Source organism: Glutamicibacter sp. NPDC090743 (genome assembly GCF_044769125.1).
Lineage (GTDB): Bacteria > Actinomycetota > Actinomycetes > Actinomycetales > Micrococcaceae > Glutamicibacter.
The window spans coordinates 435621-452974 of record NZ_JBIVXE010000003.1 but is presented as its reverse complement, the minus strand read 5'-3'; the positions used below and the strand labels follow the sequence as shown (position 1 = coordinate 452974).

Below are 17354 nucleotides of genomic sequence, written 5' to 3'. Positions count from 1 at the left end.
TATCTGCGGCGCATGCTGGTTCCCATGAGCACAGACATCGCGCAAGCACTGAAGGACCTGGCCAACGCCAAAGCGTTGGCCGCTTCAGCGACCCGGCGCCTGACCCACGCGGATCTCACCGCAGGCCAGGCCGCCTATCTCGCGCTGCTCACCGAAGACATGACCCAAGAACTCACCCGCACCCAGGTCCACGCGGCTGCCGCACTGCGGAGCACCGGCGCGCACAAGCTGGACCAGGAATCCCTCCAGGCCATCACCGACCTCGAGCCCGACCCCACCATCGAGGAGATCGAAGAGGCGAAGGGGCGCACCACCACCGGGCGCACGCATTTCAAGGACGCCAAAGGGCTGATGACCGGCTGGCTGGATATCCCGCGCAGCACCGCGGCCGCCCGGTTGGTGCAGGCCGACTGCCTGCTCAGTGGCGTGGACGAAGCAGGAGAACCAACGGAGCCATGGCTGCCCGAGCTCGCTGCACAGTTCCAGGACTCGAACATTGATCCGCGGCTGGTCGCCTCGGCGGCGATGAAGCTGCATTCGGTGCGCAAGGACCTGGGCGAAGGGAAAGCCGCTGAAGCGAAGAAGCAGCAGCTGCAGGCCGAGTCCGCGGCGTTCCTGCGGTCGGAGCCGAAATCGGCGCGCAAGCACATCAACGACCTGGTCGCGCAGGTGAAGGCCGGCAAGCGCCCGCTCAAAGCACTGCTGGATGGTATTGGGATCTTCAAGCGCGGTATGCGCAAAGGGGTTGTCGAATACCTCATCCGTGTTCTCCCTTCGCAATCCGCATATATCGAGGCGTATTTCGCGAATCTGGATAATCCTTCCACCGTTGCCGGGAACCGGCAGGGGTTGAAAGGCGTGGATGCCCAGTTCACCGGTGAGGAAACTAGTGGCTGGGATGATGAGGACAGCAAACCGGATTGGGCGAAAGGCAGACCCGATGACGAGGACGTCGAGGGCATCGAGGATGACCCGCCGGGAGAAGGACTCAATCCAGACGCAGAGGATCCCCGTTCCCAAGGGGACGGTCATCGGCCAGAAGGGGAAGACGAGGATCACCAACCAGAAGATGATGGTCATCAACAAGAAGGTGATAGTTCCGAACCGGAGCTGGCAAGCGGTGAATGGGAGGATTTGAAACCTGAGCGGCGGCGGCTCGTTGGTTTCATGGCTTTGCTGATGAGCGAACGAAAACCGAACGGCAGACCACCGGGCCAGCAGGCTGGGCTTGCCGGTGCTCAGGTGAGCATCATTTTGGATTGGGAGAAGCTGCAACAGAAAATGGAGGATTTCGCGGTGACGTCCTCGGGGATCCTGCTGTCCCCGGGCGAGGCCAGGACAGCGCTGTGCACTGCGGGGATTTTGCCGGTGGTGCTCAATGGCAAGAGCCTGCCCTTGGATCTGGGGCGGACCCAACGACTGTTCTCCAAGGCGCAAGTCCGTGCTTTGCGGGCGGTTTATCGGGGTGTTCGTATCCTGGGTGCAGCATGCCGGCGCAGCGGTGCGAGGCGGATCATTTGGATCCGTGGGAGAAGGGCGGGCGCACTGATATCAAGTCTGCGGTGTTGAATTGCTTGATTCACCATACGGCCAGGCATTGCGGGTTGTTCCAGGCGGTGAAGATTCCTGGGAGCCGGCCGATGGTGCTGTTGCCGCCGGAGTTGGATCCGGAGCAGAAATTGCGGGTCAATACGTATTTCATGACTCCGGCCGAAGGGTTGGAGGCTGAGGCGTTGGCGGAGGAGAGCACTGCGCGGTGGCGTGCGGGGTTGCTGGACGTCGAAATCGCCGAGCCATGAGCAACACGCACAATGCTTAAGGCGCAAGGTCCTGGAAGCAGTGCGCTTCCAGGAGCTTGCAAACTCTAGGCGTTGGCTTCCAGATGCTTGGCTGCCAGCACGAGATAGTGATCAGCGTTGGTCTTCAACCCGGCGACTTCTTCATCGCTCAGTTCGCGGCGGACCTTGGCAGGAACTCCGGCAACCAGTGAACGCGGCGGAACCTGCGTGCCTTCCAACACCAGTGCACCTGCAGCAACCAGCGACTGCTCGCCAATCACCGCGCCATTCATGATGGTCGCGCTCATGCCCACAAGGCAGCCGTCACCTACGGTGGCGCCATGCACCACAGCCGAGTGGCCCACCGAGATGCCCGCACCCAGGGTGCAAGGAAAACCTTCATCGGCGTGAAGCACGACGTTGTCCTGCAAATTGGTGCCTTCACCCACACGAATCGGCGCCGAATCGCCGCGCACGGAGACGCCATAGAAGGCGCTGGAGCGATCCGCGAGGACGACATCCCCGCTCAACACTGCGGTGGGTGCGACAAAAACGTTCTCGCCGACCTGTGGAGTCGACCCGTCAATAGTAATCATGTGGCTCATGCCACCTACTCTAATTGGCTCAGGCGCACGGGGCGAGTCACGAGAAGACGATGGTGCGCTGGCCGTCGAGCATCACGCGATGCTCAGCATGCCACTGCACAGCGCGGGTCAGCGTCCGGCCCTCCACGCTGCGGCCCAGCTCAACGAGCTGCTCGGCGGTGCGGGTGTGCGAGACGTGGGTGACTTCCTGGTCGATGATCGGACCTTCATCGAGGTCCGCGGTGACGTAGTGCGCGGTGGCACCGATCAGCTTCACGCCGCGGGCATAGGCCTGGTGGTACGGCTTGGCGCCCTTGAATGAGGGCAGGAAGGAGTGGTGGATGTTGATGACCCGGCCTTCCATGCGCTCGCAGAGCGAATCCGAAAGGATCTGCATGTAGCGGGCAAGCACCACCAGTTCGATGCCGTAGTCCTCGGCGAGCTTGAGCAGCTCAGCCTCGGCCTGGGACTTGTTCTCCTTGGTCACCGGCAGGTGCACGAAGTCCACCCCGTAGAAATCGGCCATCGGCTTCAGATCCAGGTGGTTGGAGACGATCACCGGCACATCGATGGGCAAGGTGCCAGCACGCTGGGCGAACAGCAGGTCGTTGAGCGCATGCCCGGCCTTGGAACACATGATCATTGTGCGGGTGCGCTTGGCGCCATCGTCCACACGGAGGGACATGTGGAAATCGTCGCGGATGGGCGCGAGCCCCGCGCGGATCTGTTCCAGGGACTGCTCGGTGGCTACCTCGATGCGCATGAAGAAGGTGCCGGTTTCGGGCGAGAGGAACTGCTGGGACTCGGTGATATTGCAACCGGCACCCAGAAGACCCCCGGAAATGGCATGGACGATGCCGGGACGGTCGATGCAAGATAGGGTGACGATGAAATTGTTCATGCATTGAGATTAACCGGCTGGCGCGCTGCATGCACATTCGTCTCGGTGGAGTTACACAGTTAGGCGTCGAAGCTACTGGATCATCAGCAGGTTTCCGCACTCAGCCGAGGTGCTTTATGCGTCTTCAAAAAACACCGTGCGAACTGATGATCAATACCTGGCCGCGCTATGACATGATGTCTATAAATTTGGCATTTTCACGCTTGGGGAAACACATGAGGCTGCTGCATCGTTTTACTTCGGTTATAGGCGCCACCGCCTTGGTATTCGCCGGGCTCGTGCCCCCAGCCCACGGTGCTATCAGCCCTGCAGACTGCTTCGAGTACATGGATGAGACCGCTAGTGTCGTCGTGGGTTTGTCCTGCAAGAACGTGGCATCGTTGCAGGAACTGCCGATGACGCGCGATATCCAGTGGATCGGCGTCGACACCCAGAAGGAGCAGGCGCTCGGTGGGCTGGAAGTCCTGGCCGCCAACCCCCAGTTGCAATCGGTGCGGATCAATAAGGCTCCACAGGAAATCATCGCGGAACTAGCCAAGCTGCCAGTGCTGGAGTCACTGTCATTGACATTCCCCAAGGGGCAGCAGGTGCAGCTGGCTGGGCTGGGACAGTTGTCTGACCTGAAGGAACTTGAAGTGCTCGCCACGAGTTCGACGGATTATCGCTGGGCCAAGGATCTGTCTGATCTCGAAGTACTGGATCTGGCCAGCTACACCAAGCCGCTCATCGAACTGAAGATCGGTGCCAGCACGGAAATTGAACCGGTGATCACGGTGGATGGCAGTGTGCTCAAGCCGTGGGAATACACCCGCGAACGAATCCTGGGCCAGATCAGCCCCACCGGATTCACCGCGAACAAAGCTGGATTCGCGGGTGTGGCGGCTGAACTCACCGACTTCGAGGCGGTGATCCCGGGACAGGAGAATCTGAAGTCTGTCAGCTACGCAGCCAGCTGGCACATTGGCGTGCGCGATACTGCCCAGCTCGGCCGAATTTCACTGAACAGGAACCCGTCGCTGGCGGGCCATGACGCGGCGGTCGTGGGAGATGCCCTGCTGGCACCGACAACCAATTACCCATACACGGCCCTGCAGTGGACCCGCAACGGGGCACCGATTCCCGGTGCCGTGGGAGAGAGCTACCAGCTGGTGCGCGAAGACTCCAAGAAAGTCATCGCGCTGAACTATGAGACGAAAGCAGTTCGTCAAAACGGCGAAGTATGGGTCCCCTCGGCGCAGGGGACGATGAAGTACGGAGCGCCGATTGCCGCGACAGTCGCCTCGATCGCCAAGCCGACGATCAGCGGCAGCAAGATCGTGGGACAGAAGCTCACCGCTTCCCTCGACGCCGCATACTTGCCGGAGTTCACACGCCATTATCAGTGGCTAGTCGACGGTTTCGAGATTCCGCGGGCTACCGCGAAAACCTATACCCCACCTCAGTCCTATGCCAACCGCAAGATCGCCGTGCGGGCAACTCTGCACGCGGCGGACGGAGAATCGGTATGGCTGCCGGCCAGCTCGGCAGTCAAGGTCGTCAAGGGTACGATCACGGTTGCCAAGCCTCAGGTCTCCGGAACCGCAAAAGTCGGTTCGAAGCTCACCGCCAAGGCCGCTACAGCGGCTCCAGCCGCTCAGTCCACTAAGTACCAGTGGCTGCGCAGCGGCCAGAAGATCAAGGGCGCCACGGCAAAGAACTACACGCTCAAACCGGCAGATCTGAACCAGCGGATCTCGGTTTCGGTGGCCTATGCCAAGACCAACTACACCACCAAGACCGTGACCAGCACTGCGACCGGGAAGATCGCAGCCGCCAAGCTCAAGGTCTTGAAGAAGCCGGTGATCACCGGCAAGAAATCCACCGGCAAGACCTTGAAAGCCACGGCAGGCAGCTACAACACTAAAAACGTGAAGATCTCCTACCAATGGACGCGCTCCGGAAAGATCATCCCCAAGGCCACCAAGCCGAACTACAAGGTCGTCAAAGCCGATGCCCGGAAGACCTTGGGCGTGTGGGTGACGGTCTCGAAACCCGGCTACACCACTGTGGTAACCAAGGTGAGTAAGAAGTAACTGGGCACGCTATACCGCAATAGCGGACAGGAACTTGCTGGCTGCCAGCGCCGCCTTCCTCCCGGCCCGGGTAGCACCCAAAGTCGAGGCCGACGCGCCATAGCCGACGAAGAACAGCCCGGGCACCGCCACGGCGGCCACCCCATCCTCCATCAGGATGCCGCCTTGAGCCGTGTGCAGTTTCAGATCGCGCAAATGCCGGTGGGCATGCCGGAAGCCGGTTGCCCACAGGATCGCATCGATCTTTTCGCCTGACCCGTCGGAGAAGACGACGGCGTCGGATTCCAGATGGTCGATCTTCCCCCGCGAAACCAGCGCCCCGGAGGCGATCCCGGCACGCATCTTCTCGGTGAGCAGCAACCCGGTGGTGCCCACCACCGACTTCGGCGGCAGTCCCGCACTGGTGCGCTCGTTGACCTGGCGCTCCACTTGCTGGCCCCATTCGGCTCCGGTGGGAACCTCGCGCCAGTCCGGTGCGCTGCGCGTGGACCACAGGGTATCCACGCCGGCAGCGCGCAACTGCACGATGAACTGGGTGGCACTGGCGCCGGCCCCGACCACCAAAACGCGCTGCCCGGCGAATCGCTGCGGGGAGACGAAGCCATTCGTGTGCACCTGCGGACCGTCGAAGTGCCCGGGGTAGACCGGCCAGAACGGATTGCTCCAGGTTCCGGTGGCGTTGATGATGGTGCGCGACCGGTAATCCGCATCGGCGTGCACCACGAAGTTTTCTCCGTCGTTTTCGACCGAGGTCACCGGTGCGCCGTGGCGTACCGGCAACGCGAAGCGCTGTTCGTATTCCGCATAGTATTCGGACACCACTTGCGAGGCCGGCCGGGTGGAATCCTGCACCTCGAGCGGGAAATCGGGCAAGGGGTGGATATGATGCGCGTCGCCCAGCGTGAGGGTATCCCAGCGGTGCTGCCAGGCCCCGCCGGGTGCAGGGTTTGCGTCGAGCACCAGGAAGTCGATGCCGCGCTTGGCCAGATGGTAGGCGGCGGCAAGCCCGGCTTGCCCTGCGCCGATCACGATTGTCGAGTACACGCTTAAGGTAACCCTGCGCACTTCAAAGTCATTCCCGCAGCCATTTTCGCTACACTGGAACGCGTGACTGGCGTTAGGTGGGTAACCACCAGGGAGCTAATCGTGCGAGCCGCGCGCCTGGGTTTGCACACCACCCGCCTTGGGAACAGGGCACCTACGGAAGGAACAGCGTGAGCGCACGCATTCTCGACGGCAAGGCCACCGCGGCCGCCATCAAGCAGGAACTGGCCGAACGCGTTGCCAAGCTCAAGGCTGCCGGGCACACCACCGGACTGGGCACCATCCTGGTTGGCAACGACCCGGGCTCGGCCTGGTATGTCGGCGGCAAGCACAAGGACTGCGCCGAAGTGGGCATCGAGTCGATCCGCGTGGATTTGCCCGAGGAAACCACCCAGGACGAGCTGCTGGCCAAGGTGCGCGAGCTGAACGAGAACCCGGACTGCACCGGCTATATCGTGCAGCTGCCGCTGCCCAAGCACATCGATACGGATGTCATCCTCGAAGCCATGGATCCTGCCAAGGATGCCGACGGCCTGCACCCGATGAACTTGGGCCGCCTGGTCGCCAACGTCAACCGCCCGATGGCCTCCCCGCTGCCATGCACCCCGCTGGGCTGCGTGGAACTGCTGGCCCGCCACGATATCGACCTGAACGGCAAGCACGTGCTGGTCCTGGGCCGCGGCGTGACCATCGGCCGCCCGGTAGGACTGCTGCTGACCCGCCGCGACGTGAACGCGACCGTCACCCTTGCCCACACCGGCACCACCAATCTTCCTGAACTACTCGCCCAGGCCGATGTCATCATCGCCGCCGCTGGCGTGCCGCACGTCATCAAGGCCGACGCCATCAAGGAAGGCGCGATCGTGCTGGACGTGGGCGTTTCCCGCGTGGATGGCAAGGTCACCGGCGACGTTGATCCGGCTGCCGCCGAGGTCGCGTCGTGGATCTCGCCTAACCCGGGCGGCGTGGGTCCGATGACCCGCGCGATGCTGCTGAACAACGTGGTCGAGGCCGCCGAGCGCAACGCCCGCTAACGCGAAAGCTCCCAAGGGCCGGTTCCATGCGGAACCGGCCCTTGGCCTATGTGCTGGCGATTGCGCAAGGGGTCTAGGCGACCGGCTGCCTATCCTCGAGAGGAACGCGTCGGTCGAAGACCAATGCCCCGACTTCCTGCTCGGCCTGATTGGTGATGGACAGGTTAATCCCGGCTCGATCCCGCACCAGGCTGACGGCAATCAGCGAAACCGCCGTGATGCCGATCAGATAGAGCGCTACTGCGTCCGTTGACCCGGTGGCCTGCACCAGCGCGGTGGCAATCATCGGGGCGAAAGCACCGCCAAGAATTGCACCGAGCGCGTAGGAGATCGAGACGCCGGAGAATCGCACCGAGGCTGGGAACAGCTCGGAGTACAGCGCCGCCTGCGGACCGTAGGACAGACCCAAACCTACTGCGAACAACGCAAAGCCAAGGTACAGCATCGGTAGGCTGGCGGAGTTCACCATCCAGAACAACGGGAAGATGCACAGCAGCTGGCTGGTGAAGCCAATCTGGTACGTGCGTTTACGGCCGATCTTATCGGCCATGATCCCCGAGAGCAGGGTGAAGAGGAACCACATGACGGCACCGAAGGAGACCGCCAACAGTACCTCGGTGCGGCTGAACCCAACCGGTCCTTCAGGATTAGTCATGTAGGCCTGTAGGAATCCGCCGGTAGTCATATATCCAGCGGCGTTGTTTCCCGCGAAGATCAGCGCCGCGATGAGCACCAATGCCCAGTGCTTCTTGAACAGCAGCAGTACCGGCACCTTGGTTTGGGCCTTCTTGTCTGCGATTTCCTGGAAAATCGGGGATTCATCCACGGCACGACGGATGAAGAAGCCGACAACCACGAGTAGCACCGAGAGCAGGAACGGCACGCGCCAGCCCCAGGCCACGAAGGCTTCACCGGGGGAGATGACGCCGGTCATCAGCGCGGTGACCGCCGAAGCGAGCAACATGCCCAGTGGCACACCCAGCTGCGGATACGAACCTGCGCGCGCTCGACGGTCAGCTGGGGCGTGCTCCACCGCCATCAGCACGGCACCGCCCCATTCGCCACCCGCGGAGATGCCTTGCAGGATGCGAAGGACTAGCAGCAGGATCGGTGCCAGAATTCCAGCGGTTTCAAAGTTGGGCAGTAAACCGATCAAGGTGGTGGATGCCCCCATGAGGGTGAGCGTGAGCACCAACATGGCGCGCCGGCCAATCTTGTCGCCGAAATGCCCGGCGAGAAATGCGCCAAGCGGGCGGAATAGGAAGGATATGCCCACCGATGCGAAGGCTAGCAACAGCCCGATCTGCTCGCCTGCAGGTTCGAAGAACAGGTGCGCGAAGACCAGCCCGGCGGCCGTGGCGTAGATGAAAAAGTCATACCATTCGATGGTGGTGCCGATGATCGTGGCCATGGCCACTCGGCGTTGGTTGGTGCTAGGAGCGGAGCTCATAATCAGATCCTTGCGGTTATCTGGCAGGAGCCAGGGTGAGAAGTTCCTTGAGCGTGTTGCGCTCGAGCATTTCTGCCGTGATCGGCATGCCGGAGGCCAATAGTTTGCGTGCCGCCTGATGATCGGCGGGCCGGTTGACGGATTCGACGGCGACCAGCAGACCCTCGCGCAACAGGGCGAGGGAGAATTTCCCGGTGCTCGGCTCTCCAAGCACCAGCTGGGTGTCCTGCGGTGCCCCGAGCCCGGCGATCTGGACCTTGATCTTGTTCTGCGTGCTCCAAAACCAGGGAACCTGCCCGTATTCGGTGGGTATATCGGTGAGTGTGCGGGCTAAGGTGCGGGCCTGGTCGGTGGCGTTCTGCACGGATTCCAGTCGGCACCTGCCCGTTGTGGACGGGTAGTTGGCGCAGTCGCCCAGAGCGTAGACCCCGGCGTGGCTGGTCTGCAAGGTGGCATCCACGACGATGCCATCCTGGATGCGCAGGCCAGCGCCGGCCGCCAGCTCGGTGTTCGGGAGCACCCCGATGCCATAAAGCACCAAGTCTGCATCGAGTATTCGACCCCGCGTCGAGTGGACTTGGAGTGCTCCGGCGACGTTCTCGATCCGCGCCACGCCCTCTTCGTTGTGCACGTCGACGCCGTGGGCACGATGCTCGGCCGCCAGCCAATCGGCGGTGGTGGAACTTAACGCCCGGTTCAACGGGCGGGGGCCGGTAGACAATACGCTGACACCGATGCCTTGTGCGGCTGCCACCGCCGCGAACTCCATCCCGATGAAGCCGGCACCGATGACTACCGCACGCTGCGCGTTCTTCAGCTTTTCCCGCACGGCTTTGGCATCGGCAAGGGTGCGCAAGGGGTACACCGCGTCCAATTCAGCGCCTGGGCAGGGCAGGTCGCGGTTCCGGGCACCGGTGGCGAAGACCAATTTCGTGTAGTCCAGCAGCTTCCCGTTCGATAGGGTCACGGTGCGCGCGGCGGTATCTACCGCGACGGCGGTCATCGAATGCACCGTGATCGCCTGCCGAACGTAAAACTCGGGCGCGCGTAGCGGGAGTACGGCATCGCAGCTGACCAGGTCCTTGGACAACGGCGGGCGCTGGTAGGGCAAAGTGCCTTCGTCGTCGATGAGGTCGATCGCGCCGGCAAACTGCTGCTCGCGCAGCGAGTCGGCCAGCTGGACTCCGGCGTGGCCGGCGCCGATGATGATGATGCGCTCCATGCTCACACCTGATCGCTGGGAATGCTCACGTGCAGGCTTTGGCCGGCACCCACCGAGATCTGGCAACCGAGCCGGCTGAATTCGGAGCGCGGTGCGGTGGTGCAGTCCAGCATTTCTTCCTCGTCGTCGGCTATTGCAGGCAGCTGGGCTGCATCGGCCGGGTCGACGTAGACGTGGCAGGTGGCGCACATGGCTTGGCCGCCGCATTCGCCGACTACCCCCGGGACGCCCCGGGTGACCGCGGCACGCATGACGTTGGTGCTTTCGGCGAGCTCGACCTCGGTGGCAGTGCCGTCGGGTTGGGTAAAGATGATGGTAGGCATAATTCCTTCTTAGAAAAGTACTGGCATTTTGGTCATGCCGCGGAAAACCCAGCCGGCATCGGTGCTGGCCTGCTCGGGGTCAAGACGCAGCTGCGGCAGCTGGTCGATCACCGCGGGCAGAGCGACCTGGGCCACCTGGGCGCGGGCGATCCAGGTGCCGGCGCAGAAGTGGACCCCGCCGCCGAAGGCCAAATGCGGCTTCTTCTCGCGGAAGATGTTGAAGCTTTCGGGATCCTCGAATATCTGCGGGTCGCGATTGGCTGCGCCGAGCACCACCCCAAGCCGGGCGCCGGCGGGCAATTCGATCCCCTCGAGCACCACCGCCTGGGTCGTCTCCCTCGGGTACATGCCGATCGGGGCGATCCAGCGCACCGACTCCTCGAAGGCCTTGGCGTGAAGCGCCGGGTCTTTGCGCACCGCGGCCAGCTGCTCCGGGTGGTTCAGCAGCGCCCAGACGGTGTTGGCCAGCACGTCACGTGGTTCATTGAGCCCGCCGCCGATGGTCATCTTCAGGTTGGCGCGGATCGCTTCTAGCGGGATTGGCACGGTGGCCAGGTTGGAGAGCAGCGAGTGGTCAGGGTTGGCGGCGAGGTACGGGATCATTTCGTCGATGGCGGCGTCCACCTCGGCCGAGGACTGCGCTGCCTTGGCCCAGATCTGCGGGTCGTCGGCATAGTTGCCGGTGCCATCGATCATGGTTTGGCTCCAGCGCTGCATATCCTGCTGGGTGGCATTGTGGAATCCGCAAATCAGGCGTAGGTTCTCCGCGGTGTAGGGAGCCGCATAGTCCCAGACGAAGTCGGCGCCGGGACCCGCCTCCCGCAGGTTTGCCAGCCAGGTGGCGTGGTTTTTTTCGAAAATGCCCATCCAGTGCTTCTTGATGGTGCCCGGACGCAGGGTCGCTCCATAGGCATCGCGGTCCACCTGGTGTTCCGGGTTGTCCTTGCGCAGCATCGAGTGGCCCATGGAGCGTTTCATCAGCGAGTTGCGCTCGTTTGCGGAGAAACGCGCCTCATCCTGTTCGATCTCATGCGCGGCGGCGTAGGAGGTCACCATGTAGCGGTTGACCGCCGGAACCCAGTGCACCGGTGCCTCCTCCCGTAGGCGCTGGTAGATCGGGAACGGGTCCTGGTGCAGGTCTTCGATGCGTACCCAGTCGGCGACCGGGGCGGGGTGGCCGGGGGTGCTGGCTGGGGCAGCCGCAGGGGCTGGGGTGGCAGTGGCCCCGCTGAAGGGGCAGGTTACGGTATTCATTCGTTCTCCTCGGAGTTGCTTCTCACTTCAGTGTGAGGCGTGTCATAACCTCGGGTAAAGTGGTTATTATCGATGAGCATCCGCGGTTTTAGTGAGGTGATGATGAGATATACGTTGCGCCAAATCGAATGCCTGCGCGCCGTGGGGCAATATGGTTCCATCGCCGCCGCAGCGCAGGCACTGATGCTGTCGGCTTCGGCTGTAAGCGGTGCACTTAACGAGCTCGACCGCGCATTCAATACCCAACTGACCGTCCGTCGCAAAGCGCATGGCGTGAGCCTGACCGCATCTGGTGAATATGTGCTAACAGAGGGGCGCAATCTCTTGCAGCTGGCCGAAGACCTGGACGCGATGGCCGCCGAGGCCGGGGCGGTGCTGCGCGGACGGGTGCGCATTGGGTGCTACCAGTCGCTGGCGCCGACGGTCCTAGTTGAATTGCTCGACGAGTACCTCAAGCGCTACCCGCAGGTGCAGGTGGATTTCTTCGCCGGCACCCAAGAGCAGATTCACCGGAAATTGCAGGCCGGGGAGCTGGATTTGGCGGTGGTGTATGACTTCGGCATGCCCGATGGGCTCAAGCAGCGCGTGCTGCAGATCTCCGAACCGGTCGTGGTCCTGCCGCCAGCGCATCCGTTGGCGCAGCAGCCCAAGATCGCTTTGGCACAACTGGTTTCCGAGCCGATGATCCTTCTTGATGTGCAACCCAGCCGCGAGCATACGAATATGCTCTTCGCGGCCGCCGGGTTGACCCCGTGGATCCGGTACCGGACTACCGATTTTGAAGCCACCCGTTCGATGGTTGCGCGCAATATGGGTTACGCGATCCTGATCCAGCGTCCGCAGGGAGATCGCTCCTATGAGGGCAAAGAGCTGGCCGTGCGCGGCATTCATCCGGTGGTCAGCAAGGTCCGGGTATGTCTGGTGAGTCCCGAGGCGCTGCGACCATCGCGTGCGGTGGCCGCCATGCATGAATTAGCTGTAGCGCTGCACTAAAAATGGCCCGTTCCAAAAGGAACGGGCCATTTGCATGGAGATTAGGCGTCCTGGGTGGACTTCACTGCTTCAGCGCGGCGCTTGTCGAAGACCAGCGCGCCCACTTCCTGCTCCGCTTGGTTGCGGAAGGACAGGTCGATTCCGGCCCGGTCGCGGATCAGCGAGACCGCGGTGAACGAGATTGCGACGACGATCAGCAGGTAGATGGCCACCGCGGTGGTGCCGCCGGTCGCCTGCACCAGCGCCTGGGCGATGGTCGGTGCGAACGCGCCGCCGACGATCGCGCCGATCGCGTAGGAGATCGAGACGCCGGAGAAGCGTACCGAGGCCGGGAACAGCTCCGAGTACAGTGCCGCCTGCGGGCCGTAGGTCAGCCCCAGTCCGATGGAGAACAGGCCGAAGGCCAGGTAGAGCAGGCCCAGCGAGCCGGAGTTGACCAGTGCGAAGACCGGGAAGAGCGAAGCTGCCAGAACAATGAAGCCGATCTGGTAGGTGCGCTTGCGCCCGATCTTGTCGGCCAGCAGGCCAGCGACCAGGGTCATGACCAGCCACACGGCGGCGCCGAAGGCCACAGCGACCAGCACGTCGGTGCGCTCCAGCCCGACCGGGCCATCAGGGTTGGTTGTGTAGGCCTGGAAGAAGCCGCCGGTGGTCATGTAGCCTGCGGCGTTGTTGCCGGCGAAGACCAGCGCGGCAATGAGCACCAGTGGCCAGTGCTTCTTGAACAGCACCAGGATCGGCACAGCGGTCTGAGCCTTGTGCTCGCTGATTTCCTCGAAGACCGGGGACTCGTCCACCGAGCGGCGCACGAAGTAGCCGACGGCGATCAGGATAATCGACACCAGGAACGGAACGCGCCAGCCCCATTCGAGGAACGCATCGCCGGGGGAGATCACCCCGGTCATCAGCGCCATGGTGCCCGAGGCCAGCAGCATGCCCAGCGGCACGCCCACCTGCGGGTAGGAGCCTGCGCGGCCGCGGTGGCCGTCGGAGGCGTGCTCGACGGCCATCAGCACTGCGCCGCCCCATTCGCCGCCAGCGGAGATGCCCTGCAGGATGCGCAGCAGCAGCAGCATGATCGGCGCCCAGATGCCTGCGGTCTCGTAGGTCGGCAGCACGCCGATCAGCGTGGTGGCTGCACCCATCAGCGCCAGGGTCAGGACCAGCATCGCACGGCGGCCGATCTTGTCGCCGAAGTGCCCGGCCAGGAATGCGCCCAGCGGGCGGAAGAGGAAGGACAGGCCGACCGAGGCGAAGGAGATCAGCAGCGCGATCTCCTGGCCTGCTGGTTCGAAGAACAGCTGGCTGAAGACCAGGCCTGCTGCGGTGGCGTAGATGAAGAAGTCGTACCACTCCACGGTGGTTCCGATGACCGTCGCGAAAGCTACGCGGCGCTGGTTGGCCTTGGCGGCCTTGGATTGTGTCATAGTGCTTCCCTTGCGAGTGGTACCGAGGCGTCGATCACTGGCACCTGAGTTTTGGGTCACTCCAGTGTGGCACCAAGCACAAGTAAGGTAAACTTCAAATATCTGCAAAACTTCTGAAGGCTGGCTTATGTATTCGATGCGCCATCTGGAAATCATGGCTGAACTTCCCGCCCACAGCACGCTCGGTTCGGCGGCCAGCGAATTGAGAATCTCGGAATCGGCCTTGTCGCAGGCAATCACCGCCATCGAGAAGCATGCCGGGGAGACGTTGTGCCTGCGCCGTAAGGCCCACGGGATCCGGCTCACCGCGTCCGGGCAGCACTTCGCCGCCATGGCCCGGAAGATCCTTTCCGATGTCGGCGAATTGCGTGCAACATTCCCGCAAACCGAAGGAGCGCTGCGCGGGCCGGTGCGCTTCGGCTGCTTCGCTTCGCTCTCTCCGCACCTGATTCCGGCCACGCTGGAAGGGTTCGACCACCCCGAGGTGCAGCTCGATGTGCGCGTAGGCACCCACGAGGACTTGCTGCCGGCCCTGCGCGAGGGCGAGATCGATGTCGCTTTCGTCTACGACCTGCAGCTGCCCGCGGACATGGACAAGCAGAGGATCTACCAGACCGAGATGCAGGTCGTGCTGCATCCCGAGCACCGGCTGGCCAACCTCGCCCGGCCGCTGGAATTGGCCGACCTGGTCGACGAATCGCTGATCATCTACGAGTCCGACCCGAGCACCGAGCACCAGCAGCAGCTCTTCGCCTCCCAGGGCCTGCAGCCCAGGATCGCCGCCTCGGTCCCGCAGATGATCCTGGTCTCCGCGATGGTGGGCCGCGGCCTGGGCTACGGGCTGCTCATGCGCCGCCCGAACAATGCCGAGGTCTCCATCGAGGGCCGCCCGCTGGCCTTCCGCGAGCTCAAGGCTCCCAACTACCCGAATGCGGTTGTGGCCATCACCCCGCGCGGGGTGCGCATTCCCGCGCGCGTCCAGGCGCTGATCGACCACTGCACCTGCGCAATGGCTGAGTCCTGGTAGACGCGCACCCCCCGGGGCGCGCATAATGGCCACATGATTGGCACGTGGCAGGCCATGGTCATCGACTGCGAGGACCCCGATGCACTGGCCGGATTCTATGAACAGCTCCTCGGGATGGTGCGCATCGACAACGAGCCCGACTGGGTATCCATTGGCGACGCGCCGGACCATCCTGCGCTCGCCTTCCAGGCGGTCAGCCCGTACGTGGCCCCGCAGTGGCCCGGGCATGTCCACCCGCAGCAGGCGCACATCGATGTGAAGGTCAAGGATCTGGACCTGGCCGAAGAACAGGTGCTGCACCTCGGTGCGCGCTCGACCGGCGAAGGGTCCAAGACCTTCAGGGTCTATCTGGACCCGCAAGACCACCCGTTCTGCCTGGTGAGCTGGTAGCCGCGTAGGCGATCTTCGCCGCCTGCAGCCGGGTCGAGACCCCGAGCTTGGCCAGCACCTGGGAGACATGCGTCTTCACGGTGCTCTGCCCGATGCCCAGCCGCTGCGCCAATTGCGGGTTGCTCAGCCCTTCGGCCAACCCGTCGAGCACCTCGCGTTCCCTGCCGGTCAAGCTATCAGGCAGCTTCGCGGTGCCGGGCTCCGGCGCCAGCGCCCGGGCCAGAATCCGCGAGGTCACCTGCGGATCCAGCACCGATTCGCCGCGGCCGGCGGCACGCACGCCCATGATGATCGCCTGCGGTTCGGCGCTCTTGAGCAGGAACCCGTGCGCCCCGGCCTGCAGCGCGCCAAAAAGGTACTGGTCGTCATCGAAGGTCGTGAGCACAACGACGCGGCAGCTGCCATGCAGCGCCTTGGTGGCCTCGATGCCATCGAGCACCGGCATGCGCAGGTCCATCAGGATGACGTCGGGGGATAGGGCACGGGCCATGGAAATGGCCGATCGTCCGTCGGCCGCTTCGCCCACCACTTCCAGGTCTTCCGCGGCCTGCAATACCAGCCGGATCCCCATGCGCACGGTCGCATGGTCATCGACGATCAGGACTTTCACGGCTTCTCCATTGCTTCAATTGGTCCGGGGAATTCGACGCGCACCTCGAAATCCGGGCCGGTGCGTATCCCGAACCGCCCATCGAGCGCGGCGACGCGGGTGCGGATATTCTCCAGCCCGGTGCCCGCCCCCGGGCCGCGGCTGGCGTTGGGCCGCAGGCCATTGCTCGCCGTGATCGCCAGGCCCTGGTCCTGGACCACGCTCAGTTCCAGGGTAGTGCCCGGCGCATGCTTGGCGTGGTTGACCAGCAGCTCGCAGACCGTGCGGTGCGCGGCGGTATGCACCGCAGGGCTGAAGCGCTGCGGATGCGCGACCCGGTACTCCCAGCGCACCGGGCTGCCGAATCCGGCCACCAGCTCGGGCAGATCCTCGATCCGCGCCTGCAGCGCAGGGCCCCCGGCATGCAGCATCCGCACCATCGCGGCCATGTCTTCCAAGCCGGACACCGACTCATCGCGGATGCTCTGCAACGGAGCCCGCACCTCCTGGGGTGCGGCCGGAAGCAGGGCGCCGGAGAGCAGGGCGATTGACGAGAACCTGGCCGAGAGCACGTCATGCATCTCGCGGGCCAACGCAGTGCGCTCCTGGACGCGGGAAAAGTCGTGCTCGGCGACCAGCTGGTCCTCGCGGGCATCGGCCGCCGACTGGACAGCCTGCGCCCGCTGGGCTTCGGCCCGGGCCAGCTCCTTGGCGGTGCGCACATTCTCGGCCCAGAGCATCGGGGTGAAGAGGATGAAGCCGGCCATGAACAGGGCCAGCACCACCTCCTGCGGATTCCCGGTGCCCAGCCAGGTGGCGATGGCCAGCGAGATGGCGGCCAAGCACAGCAGCGCCAGCGCCACCGTCCGCGTGCGCACCGAACCGAGCAGGAACAACCCGAAGACGCATTCGAAGACCAGGAAGTACCCGCCCAGGCTTCCCACGGCCAGCAAGCCGGCGCCGGCGAACAGCATGGCCACGGAGCTGGCTACGAGAAAACGGCGACGGACCAGCACAGCGGCCAAGCCGATGAGCAGCAAGACGATCCATTCGTACCCGCGGATCGCGAACCATGGGGGATTGGCCAGTCCCGAAAGATGCAAGATGGCGGTGAGCACCAGATAGGTGCCGACGACCTCGGGTTCCTTGTCGCCGCTGCCCATCCGCCGAATGAAGTCCATGCTTCCAGCATCCCCGAACTGGCTGCCCGCCGGTATCCCCCTTAAGGAGGAGAAGGCGCAGCCCACTGGCCGATACCGCGATCCG

17 protein-coding genes are annotated in these 17354 nt (G+C 63.6%); 6 read left to right on the top strand and 11 right to left on the bottom strand.

Annotation, left to right across the window (positions count from 1 at the left end; genetic code table 11):
- Positions 1-12: 12 nt before the first annotated feature.
- Positions 13-1569, top strand: coding sequence for a DUF222 domain-containing protein (locus ACIQTS_RS08550; protein WP_402472673.1), 1557 nt, complete (start codon positions 13-15; stop codon positions 1567-1569).
- A 10-nt stretch (positions 1570-1579) separates the two neighbouring features.
- Here the strand turns inward: ACIQTS_RS08550 and ACIQTS_RS08545 are convergent, their stop codons facing one another.
- Genes ACIQTS_RS08545 through purU form a run of 3 tightly spaced genes read right to left on the bottom strand, consistent with a single transcriptional unit; the run spans position 1580 to position 3263 of the window.
- Positions 1580-1810 (bottom strand): hypothetical protein, encoded by a 231-nt coding sequence (locus ACIQTS_RS08545; protein ID WP_402472671.1) that lies wholly within the window; start codon positions 1808-1810, stop codon positions 1580-1582.
- A 54-nt stretch (positions 1811-1864) separates the two neighbouring features.
- Positions 1865-2383 (bottom strand): gamma carbonic anhydrase family protein, encoded by a 519-nt coding sequence (locus ACIQTS_RS08540; protein ID WP_402472670.1) that lies wholly within the window; start codon positions 2381-2383, stop codon positions 1865-1867.
- 37 nt (positions 2384-2420) lie between these two features.
- Complete coding sequence (gene purU / locus ACIQTS_RS08535; protein WP_105661680.1) at positions 2421-3263, bottom strand: formyltetrahydrofolate deformylase; 843 nt, start codon at positions 3261-3263, stop codon at positions 2421-2423.
- A gap of 326 nt (positions 3264-3589) precedes the next feature.
- Here purU and ACIQTS_RS08530 point away from each other — a divergent pair, with 326 nt between their 5' ends.
- Entirely contained in the window at positions 3590-5335 is a 1746-nt protein-coding gene (locus ACIQTS_RS08530) for a hypothetical protein (RefSeq protein ID WP_402472666.1), read from the top strand.
- A gap of 9 nt (positions 5336-5344) precedes the next feature.
- Here the strand turns inward: ACIQTS_RS08530 and ACIQTS_RS08525 are convergent, their stop codons facing one another.
- On the bottom strand, positions 5345-6379 hold the full coding sequence (locus ACIQTS_RS08525; RefSeq protein ID WP_402472664.1) for a flavin-containing monooxygenase: 1035 nt from the start codon (positions 6377-6379) through the stop codon (positions 5345-5347).
- Between the two features lie 170 nt (positions 6380-6549).
- On the opposite strand from ACIQTS_RS08525, the gene ACIQTS_RS08520 reads away from it, so the two are divergent.
- Positions 6550-7413: a bifunctional methylenetetrahydrofolate dehydrogenase/methenyltetrahydrofolate cyclohydrolase gene (locus tag ACIQTS_RS08520; protein ID WP_402472663.1), complete on the top strand. Its 864-nt coding sequence runs from the start codon at positions 6550-6552 to the stop codon at positions 7411-7413.
- A gap of 73 nt (positions 7414-7486) precedes the next feature.
- Here the strand turns inward: ACIQTS_RS08520 and ACIQTS_RS08515 are convergent, their stop codons facing one another.
- The 4 genes from ACIQTS_RS08515 to ACIQTS_RS08500 are packed head-to-tail and all read right to left on the bottom strand — an operon-like array spanning position 7487 to position 11662.
- Entirely contained in the window at positions 7487-8863 is a 1377-nt protein-coding gene (locus tag ACIQTS_RS08515) for an MFS transporter (RefSeq protein ID WP_402472661.1), read from the bottom strand.
- A 16-nt stretch (positions 8864-8879) separates the two neighbouring features.
- The gene (locus ACIQTS_RS08510; RefSeq protein WP_402472658.1) at positions 8880-10085 is read right to left on the bottom strand and encodes an NAD(P)/FAD-dependent oxidoreductase; all 1206 of its coding nucleotides are present in this window, start codon (positions 10083-10085) and stop codon (positions 8880-8882) included.
- Positions 10086-10087: 2 nt separating this feature from the next.
- Positions 10088-10408 carry a 2Fe-2S iron-sulfur cluster-binding protein gene (locus tag ACIQTS_RS08505; protein WP_402472656.1) on the bottom strand — a complete coding sequence of 107 codons (321 nt, stop codon included), beginning with the start codon at positions 10406-10408 and terminating at the stop codon, positions 10088-10090.
- A 9-nt stretch (positions 10409-10417) separates the two neighbouring features.
- Positions 10418-11662 (bottom strand): cytochrome P450, encoded by a 1245-nt coding sequence (locus tag ACIQTS_RS08500; protein WP_402472654.1) that lies wholly within the window; start codon positions 11660-11662, stop codon positions 10418-10420.
- Between the two features lie 99 nt (positions 11663-11761).
- On the opposite strand from ACIQTS_RS08500, the gene ACIQTS_RS08495 reads away from it, so the two are divergent.
- Positions 11762-12655 (top strand): LysR substrate-binding domain-containing protein, encoded by an 894-nt coding sequence (locus ACIQTS_RS08495; RefSeq protein ID WP_402472652.1) that lies wholly within the window; start codon positions 11762-11764, stop codon positions 12653-12655.
- 41 nt (positions 12656-12696) lie between these two features.
- Here ACIQTS_RS08495 and ACIQTS_RS08490 read toward each other — a convergent pair whose 3' ends face one another.
- The gene (locus tag ACIQTS_RS08490) at positions 12697-14082 is read right to left on the bottom strand and encodes an MFS transporter (RefSeq protein ID WP_402472649.1); all 1386 of its coding nucleotides are present in this window, start codon (positions 14080-14082) and stop codon (positions 12697-12699) included.
- 127 nt (positions 14083-14209) lie between these two features.
- Between ACIQTS_RS08490 and ACIQTS_RS08485 the strand changes: the two genes are divergently transcribed.
- Together ACIQTS_RS08485 and ACIQTS_RS08480 are read left to right on the top strand one after the other, a co-directional pair.
- Entirely contained in the window at positions 14210-15109 is a 900-nt protein-coding gene (locus tag ACIQTS_RS08485) for a LysR family transcriptional regulator (RefSeq protein WP_402472647.1), read from the top strand.
- Positions 15110-15142: 33 nt separating this feature from the next.
- Positions 15143-15499 carry a VOC family protein gene (locus ACIQTS_RS08480; protein ID WP_402472644.1) on the top strand — a complete coding sequence of 119 codons (357 nt, stop codon included), beginning with the start codon at positions 15143-15145 and terminating at the stop codon, positions 15497-15499.
- Here ACIQTS_RS08480 and ACIQTS_RS08475 read toward each other — a convergent pair.
- Both ACIQTS_RS08475 and ACIQTS_RS08470 read right to left on the bottom strand, forming a co-directional pair.
- The gene (locus ACIQTS_RS08475; protein WP_402472642.1) at positions 15447-16109 is read right to left on the bottom strand and encodes a response regulator; all 663 of its coding nucleotides are present in this window, start codon (positions 16107-16109) and stop codon (positions 15447-15449) included. The genes ACIQTS_RS08480 and ACIQTS_RS08475 overlap by 53 nt on opposite strands.
- The gene (locus ACIQTS_RS08470; RefSeq protein WP_402472639.1) at positions 16106-17269 is read right to left on the bottom strand and encodes a sensor histidine kinase; all 1164 of its coding nucleotides are present in this window, start codon (positions 17267-17269) and stop codon (positions 16106-16108) included. The genes ACIQTS_RS08475 and ACIQTS_RS08470 overlap by 4 nt, the downstream gene beginning before the upstream one ends.
- Positions 17270-17354 lie beyond the last annotated feature (85 nt).